A 6100-nucleotide genomic window follows, 5' to 3' on the forward strand; every position below is an offset into this window, starting at 1 on the left:
CATAAACCCCTTGCTTTCCTGCCTCGTTCACCTGTATCAGCCTCGTGCCGGAGAGGTGGCCGAGTGGTCGAAGGCACGCCCCTGCTAAGGTAATTCCTAAGCGCTCCGAGTTCCCTTGTTTTCTGCATCTCTCCGATATTTTGCGGTTTTGCCTTGTACGGGTTTTGTACGGGCGTCGTTTAATCCGTCTTGGAACGCTTCCTGAACGGAAGCGGAACCACCCTCCGCGTGAGCGTAGGTGTCGAGCAGCACTTTGGCACTCGACCAGCGGCCCTGTTGAGCAGCAGTCGCCGCATCCATTTTCCGCCGGACAATCATCTCCGTGCCGAAACCATGGCGGCCCGCCGCATGAGGCGGAAGGTACTCGATACCGGCCGCCTCACATGCTCTTTTCCACTCACGGTAGAACCATCCGCTGCGCCGGCCGGCGTAGTAAAACACGCGTTCCTGGTTCAATTTCCCTTCTGGCTTCGGCAACGCGCCAATAGTCGCCGCGACCTCGGGAAGGATGTCCACCCATTGTGCCGGGTGCCCCTTTGCGGCCGGCAGGCGCACCCGCTTGCGGAATAGATCAAGATCGCCCTTGCGCTTCATCTCCATGGTTTGGGTGATGCGGGCGCCGGTGGTGAACATGAATAGGGCCATGGCGCCAAGGCGCGGGTCGGCATGGCTCTTGAAGGCCAACACCCATTCCCAACTGCCGGGTTTCCGCTTAACGCCGCTATCCTTCCCGCGCGACCGATCCTGCGCGATGCGCTCGTTCTTCGTGAACGCCTTGATACGGATGGGCGGGCAGATTCCATCCTCATGCGCTGCGTTTATGACCGCCCGGACAGGAACCACCACCTGCCGGCGCCATGTGTCCACAGAGGCGCCTGGATAGAGCTTCTTCGCCAGCGTCTTGACCTGCTTCGGCGTAATATCGCGGACGCGGTGGTCGCCTATTTCCAGAAGCACCCGTGCCAGATATCCGGCATCCCGGCCTTGCGGCGGGTAGAGCAGGGCCGCGCCGGACAGGGTTAGCTGGTCTTCCGGCTTTGGCGCATCTCGTCCAAGGATTGCACGTTTCCGCGCCTCGTCCTCGATGGCGCGGACTTTGGCTCTTGCGACCTGCTCATCATGAGTTCCAAGGCTCTCGCGGTAGTATCGCTCCTCGCCTTCAACCCGCCCGCGCGCCCACCAAGTCTGTCCACGGCGGTATAGTTCAAGGCCATATCGCTTTCCGTCTGACATTCCGGGGCTCCAAAGATCAGGTCTACATGCTCGGGGAGAAGGATCATCGCTTTCCCGAACACTCTGCAAGCCCCCAGCCGCCGCGCTTCGGCGCGCAGTGCCCGCTCGGAGATCCTGATACCACGGGCGGCCATGTCCGCTACGATCTGGGCGGGGGTTCGCCCGTGCTCGATGACGCGGGCCACCATTACTTCCCATCCTTTGCGGCTTGGATCATGGCGGTGAAGATGGATTTAGGCCCTAGCCACGTCCCCTCGTCAGCCCCTTCGTATTCCTCGTGGGCATCCCAAGCGGCGCTTTCCATTGCCGCTGTCGGCTCCATAAGAGCGTCTAGAACTGCGTCAGCGCTGAACAGCCACATTTCCTGATCGAACTTGTTTAGAGCGTCGAAGGGCGGCGCGAGCCCTCTACCTCTTTCGTGGTGGGCCCTAAGAAGCGCTCGAGCAATCTTCTCCCGCATATTCATTCCGCCACCTCTCCAAGCTGGCGTATGGCGGCGGCCTCATCCTCGTAGACGTTGGCGAAGGTGTTTGAAGTCACGTTCCCGATGTTACGCCATTCTGCGGCTCGGCGCTCCAGATAAGCAGCGCCGTACCCGATCCCTCTCTTCTCGGCAGCGACAAGCGCGCGGGCGATCAGCGGTCGTAGTGTTTTGATCTGCTCGCCGTGTTCCGCGAGCACTTGTACGGCGATCTGATGCGCCATGCCGATTGCCCACTCAGGCACCTTGTCTTTCGCTTCACTCGACGCGCTGGAATTGGTCGTGATCGCCGGAACCTCTTTTGCGCCGTCGAAACGATGGCTGGGGAACGCTTCATTCGTCATGGGGCTTCTCCGGTGGAGCGGGGAGGGGCATCCAGTGGGTCGGCTCGCCGTGACCATCCATCCACGTCACAGGAAACCTATCTTTCCAATAACCGCATACTTCCATGTACCGACCGTTCGCGTCGTGCGGGCCGGTTAGTAGAATTTTAGTCCCATCCTTCGGTGCAGTTTCAATCGGTTGCCATTCAGGTTTCATCACCTCTCTCCTTCCTGGGTGAGAGCGGAACGGCCGGCGGGGGTAATGGTCCAGCGGTAGCCGTAATATCCGTTTGTGAACGCGGACTTTTCCAAGAGGCCGTCCGCTGCAAGAGAATTAAGCCGCGCGAGGACAAGGCCCACGCGGGGGGTGTGACCGATGCCGCCAGATGCGATATTGGCTCGGTGCATCTTCTGGACTTCATCGTTGATGTATGCGCTGTCCGGTGAAACAGCACTATCGACGCACCGAAGTACCTGCGCCTTAGTCAGCTTCATTCCCCGCCCTCCTGTGTTTCGAGGGCGGTGCGGGCGCGGTCAAAATCCGATTTGCGTAAGTGTTTTGTCGGCAATATCGGAGAACCACCGTTGGCAGCCCTACCTTCCACGAGCATGTGGACGTAGAGTGCGAATTCAGCAAACGGCCTCAACGCCTCCCTCAACCTCTCGTTCTCGGCGGTGAGCTTCTGCACCTGCTGTTCGAGGGCTTCGGCGCGGGATTTCCACTTTTCGTAAATTCCTCCCATGACCTTGTAAGGATCGGCAAGCGCCTCATCCCTCTCCCGCGTCAGTCGCTCGATCTGTTCGTCTTTGGATTGGAGGGCGGTGGCTGCTTCGGAGAAATGTTTCGCCAGGTGCCGCCCCATATCTGCGGCGATACGAGAACGTAGTTCCCCGCCCACATTGGCTTTTTCCATCTCCGATAGCGGCGCGAAAAACTCGGTGCTGTATGCTTGTTCAAAGCCCCGAAGTTTCTCCACCAGCCCATCATCAGGGGCGGGGATGGTGGAGAAATAGGCGCGGATTGCATCACGGATACCGCTCTCAAGAGGACTGTCAGCGTTAATCCACGCCCGGCAAGCCGCCTCAAGGGCCTTCTCGTTCAACTCAACCATTGCGGGGCTCCTGTTGGTCAGCCCAAAGCTCCATCACATCAGCAATGCGCTCGAAGGATGATAGGAGCCGCGTGAACTTTTCCTCCATGTCATCATCCCGGTCTCGGGCGTCTTTTGCCCGTTGTTCTTCTCGCAAAAGACGATCCGCGCGCAGGCGTTTCCGCTCGTCATATTTTTGCTTCGGAGTCATCATTCCCCCTCCCAGTCATTGTGGGCCTCGCTGGAAAGGGCGGCGGTGATGGCTGCGCGAGATGCCATGCGGCAGTCTTCGCGGGAGAGGCGCTCGTCGTATTGTTCACGCTCGTCCGTCATGGCGGACCCGCAATCGCAGTCCAGACCGCGATTTTCACTGCAATCGCAGCACCACGTCTCTCCCCATGATTCGGCAATAGCTTCCGCCGCCCGCTCGACCATCTCATCCGTGATCGTCACGGCCTTGGGCGGGGGAGAGGCGTAGAGCGCGCGCTCGGAATAGTCTGTCTCCTCGTCAGTCGTGATCCAGCCGCCACGCGGCCCCCTGTGCTGCCAAGCCACCGGCTCCGCCCCTTCCGGCTCCTTTACGGAGAGGGAGGAGAGGGCTTTTTTCGCATCGGCAGCAATGCGGTGCATTGATGTGGCAACCTTGACACGACCCTGCCCGCTGCCGTCTCGGTTGAGAGCGATGACGTTGTTTGCCATATCCGCTTCGTCTGCGATTTTTTTCAGCAACCGCCTCACCTCCACCCCTGCCGGGGATTGGCGGCGGTTCCAGGCGGCGATGGCCAAGTTCTTATCTCGGAACTGAACGCCGTGGCTGCTGGAGGATGATGTATAGAATGCATCGACGCCACAGTAGCACTCAACCCACACATACGGGCCATCCTGATCGACGGATTCTTTAAGGTGGGCCTTGCCGCCGCAAAATGGGCAGGGCAGAAGCCTCTCGTTGCTGATGGGGTCAGTGGTTTGGTCCGGCGCGGTGCGGATGCGAGCATGACCGAGCGGAGAAATTTCCCCGCCCCAATCGGACAGATACCCGTCATAAATCTGCTTGCTAATGTCCTGCCATTCAGACCAATCGGAGCCTGGGGTTTTCGTGCAGTATTGATAAGCGGTCATTGCTGTTCTGGCTCCTGGAAATAAGCGAGGCCAACGCCCTTGGTTGGCGGTCTCGATGCGGTTTTCTGCGGCGGCGCTTTAGGAAAGCCGCGTGAATGAAATTTCGGGGCAGGGCGGATGCCAAGATGCCTTGACCGCACGGCGGCGGTTTTCGCCTTCGCAGCGACGTCCTCACGGGTTTTCGCCTTGTGGCACCAGTCGCAGAGGCATTGCAGGTTGGCTTCGGAGTGAGCGCCGCCGTTGATCAGGGCGATGATATGATCCGCCTGCCACCTGTCGCCGGGGCCGAGCTTACGGCCACAGCACTGGCATCGACCGCCTGCCGCCTCGAACACGCGCAGTCGCACCCGAGGCGGAATGTCCTGGTCATCTGTCTTGCCGATCCAGAGGGCAGGGGATCTAGCCATTGGCTTGCCCCGCTTCATGCCGTAGCGCCGCGCTCAGCCCGATAGGCCAGTAGAAGACATAGGCGCTGGCGCCCGGGCGCCATGCCGCAGCCTTGCCAGCCGCGACAGCCGCTTCAAGCCCGCGACGATACCGGCGATAGATCGGACTGCCCGCCTCGTAGCTTACGCCTTCGCACAGACGAACAATGTCCGTGATGCGAGCGCCGTTGTGTCGTGCTGCCCGTTCATCGGATTCGAGCGCGCTCTGCCCGTATGGGCTATCTGGCCACTTACCGTAATTCTCTCGGCATTTGGCTTCGAGTTGTTGCATGAGCCAGTCAGTCATGATCCACCTCCGCATATCCTTGAGCGGTGATCGTAATCAGCGGGCCATCGTCGGTTGGCTCGACGGAAACCAAACCGGCGCGATCAAGGCGGCGAAGCATCCGGTGAGCTTCTGCGGTCACCTTGTCCTCGCGGCTAAAGCAGAATGAGCCGCCGGCCTGTTCGATGATGGCTAGGAACTGACGTTCGTCGGGAGATAGCTTCCTCATGCTGCCGCCCTCACGTCCGCTGGATCGGCGCCAACAAGCTCAGCGCACCAGTTCAGCACCGCCTCTTTCGAGGCCTGGAACGTCGCCTTGTTCATCGAGCGCATGTCCTGGCTCACCGCGTGATAAACAGTGACCACCGAGCCCTCGACGGTGGCGATCTGATAGGCGTCATAAGGCCGGATCACGGTGGCCAAGCGCTCGGCCTCGGCTGCTGACTTGCAGGCATGCTGCACCATCGTGTGATAGCCAGTGCGGATCAGCGCATGCTTGCGGAGGATTTCGGGATTGCCGAACTGCGGGCGCAGGTGGTCGGGCAGGGTGTCCCAAATCTGCTTGAGGACCGCGAAGTAATGCGCATGGGTCGCGTGTGACCGGGCGTGGATTTCCTCCAGCGTGACGTTCTCACCCACGACAAAGCGCTTGTCGCACTCTGCCTGCCAGAAGCGGGTGGCCGGCACCATGGCGTCGCCTTGCCATTGAAATACGATAGGTCGCTCGGTCATCTGAATTTCTCCGGCAGGCTTTCAGCGGCGGATGCTTTGGGCCTGCCGGCCTCTGGGTTGAGGATTACGCGGCCACGGTGTCGGGGAGCCCGTAGAGACGGGTCAACTCGGCAACCGTGGCGTCAATTTCGTTGAGGAAGGCCGATACTTCGGCCTCCAGTTCGGCAATGCGGGCGTCGTCGCGGTGGAGGCGTTTCACGAACAGCCGCATGTTCTCGGGCAGGCGCGGATCATAGGACGCGAAATCGCACCACTTGCGTCCAGTGCAGGCCATCTGCCAAAGCATCTGCGTCTCGTACTTGCCGGGGATGGTTTCGCTGCGTAGCGTATCGAGATGCGTTGCCGTTTTCGGGCACTTGATCTCAATACGGCCGTCCGTGCCGATCAGTCCGTCAGGAGACGCGCCAGAC

12 protein-coding genes are annotated in these 6100 nt (G+C 60.3%); all 12 read right to left on the reverse strand.

The genetic code is table 11. The annotated features are described in order from the left end of the window. Positions 1-96: 96 nt before the first annotated feature. Entirely contained in the window at positions 97-1233 is a 1137-nt protein-coding gene (locus WBF74_RS14265) for a tyrosine-type recombinase/integrase (RefSeq protein WP_424441085.1), read from the reverse strand. Positions 1234-1695: 462 nt separating this feature from the next. Further along, the gene (locus WBF74_RS14270) at positions 1696-2058 is read right to left on the reverse strand and encodes a hypothetical protein (protein ID WP_424441087.1); all 363 of its coding nucleotides are present in this window, start codon (positions 2056-2058) and stop codon (positions 1696-1698) included. After that, the gene (locus WBF74_RS14275; RefSeq protein WP_424441089.1) at positions 2048-2254 is read right to left on the reverse strand and encodes a DUF551 domain-containing protein; all 207 of its coding nucleotides are present in this window, start codon (positions 2252-2254) and stop codon (positions 2048-2050) included. Before WBF74_RS14275 ends, WBF74_RS14270 begins: the two co-directional genes overlap by 11 nt. Continuing rightward, positions 2254-2532, reverse strand: coding sequence for a hypothetical protein (locus tag WBF74_RS14280; RefSeq protein WP_424441091.1), 279 nt, complete (start codon positions 2530-2532; stop codon positions 2254-2256). The genes WBF74_RS14275 and WBF74_RS14280 overlap by 1 nt, the downstream gene beginning before the upstream one ends. Further along, a complete protein-coding gene (locus WBF74_RS14285) occupies positions 2529-3149 on the reverse strand; it encodes a hypothetical protein (RefSeq protein WP_424441093.1) in 621 nt (206 codons plus the stop codon). Before WBF74_RS14285 ends, WBF74_RS14280 begins: the two co-directional genes overlap by 4 nt. Then, on the reverse strand, positions 3142-3342 hold the full coding sequence (locus WBF74_RS14290; RefSeq protein WP_424441095.1) for a hypothetical protein: 201 nt from the start codon (positions 3340-3342) through the stop codon (positions 3142-3144). Before WBF74_RS14290 ends, WBF74_RS14285 begins: the two co-directional genes overlap by 8 nt. Then, positions 3339-4247: a Lar family restriction alleviation protein gene (locus WBF74_RS14295; protein ID WP_424441097.1), complete on the reverse strand. Its 909-nt coding sequence runs from the start codon at positions 4245-4247 to the stop codon at positions 3339-3341. The genes WBF74_RS14290 and WBF74_RS14295 overlap by 4 nt, the downstream gene beginning before the upstream one ends. After that, entirely contained in the window at positions 4244-4672 is a 429-nt protein-coding gene (locus WBF74_RS14300; RefSeq protein ID WP_424441099.1) for an HNH endonuclease, read from the reverse strand. The genes WBF74_RS14295 and WBF74_RS14300 overlap by 4 nt, the downstream gene beginning before the upstream one ends. Then, positions 4647-4979 carry a hypothetical protein gene (locus WBF74_RS14305; protein ID WP_424441101.1) on the reverse strand — a complete coding sequence of 111 codons (333 nt, stop codon included), beginning with the start codon at positions 4977-4979 and terminating at the stop codon, positions 4647-4649. The genes WBF74_RS14300 and WBF74_RS14305 overlap by 26 nt, the downstream gene beginning before the upstream one ends. After that, the gene (locus WBF74_RS14310) at positions 4972-5187 is read right to left on the reverse strand and encodes a hypothetical protein (RefSeq protein ID WP_424441103.1); all 216 of its coding nucleotides are present in this window, start codon (positions 5185-5187) and stop codon (positions 4972-4974) included. The genes WBF74_RS14305 and WBF74_RS14310 overlap by 8 nt, the downstream gene beginning before the upstream one ends. Beyond that, positions 5184-5690 (reverse strand): hypothetical protein, encoded by a 507-nt coding sequence (locus tag WBF74_RS14315; RefSeq protein ID WP_424441105.1) that lies wholly within the window; start codon positions 5688-5690, stop codon positions 5184-5186. The genes WBF74_RS14310 and WBF74_RS14315 overlap by 4 nt, the downstream gene beginning before the upstream one ends. A gap of 64 nt (positions 5691-5754) precedes the next feature. Then, positions 5755-6100: YqaJ viral recombinase family protein (locus tag WBF74_RS14320; RefSeq protein WP_424441107.1), on the reverse strand; the 346-nt coding region annotated here is incomplete at its 5' end.

The organism is Parvibaculum sp., from assembly GCF_049672805.1.
Taxonomy (GTDB): domain Bacteria; phylum Pseudomonadota; class Alphaproteobacteria; order Parvibaculales; family Parvibaculaceae; genus Parvibaculum.